Below are 440 nucleotides of genomic sequence, written 5' to 3' on the forward strand. Positions count from 1 at the left end.
GCGCTCGACCGGCCGGCCAAGAATCTCGGCGACCTCCTTCATCGCGAGATTGTAGATCGGCGCGTATGGTTTTCCAGCGATCAATGTGCGGCCGCCGAGCTGGGCATAGTCACGCGCCAGCGCGCCGGCACACCAGATGATGCGTTCGCCGCGCTCGACCACGATGTCGGGATTTGCGCAGATGAAAGGCAGGTTCCGGGCGCGCAGCCGCCGCAGGAGCTCCGTGTAATCCTCGGGCTTCTCGACCTCGTCGTCGAACAGGCCGGTGCAGACGACGCCGGATGCTTCGAACTCCTCGACAAGCTCCACGTCGAGACCTTCATAGAGAGTGAAGTCACGGTCGGCGCCGATATGGAAAATCCTGCGCGGCCCTTCGGCGATCAGATCCCGGGTCACGTCGCCTGAGGTAACCACCCGGTCGTAGGCTGACGGTGGAACAC

Annotated in this window: 1 pseudogene; it reads right to left on the minus strand. The window is 63.6% G+C overall.

The features are described 5' to 3' along the window. Positions 1–440, minus strand: a pseudogene (locus EN893_RS37615) (TIGR01459 family HAD-type hydrolase); the annotation flags it as partial.

Origin of the sequence: Mesorhizobium sp. M7A.F.Ca.CA.004.04.2.1, from assembly GCF_004022825.1 — a bacterium.
GTDB lineage: Bacteria > Pseudomonadota > Alphaproteobacteria > Rhizobiales > Rhizobiaceae > Mesorhizobium.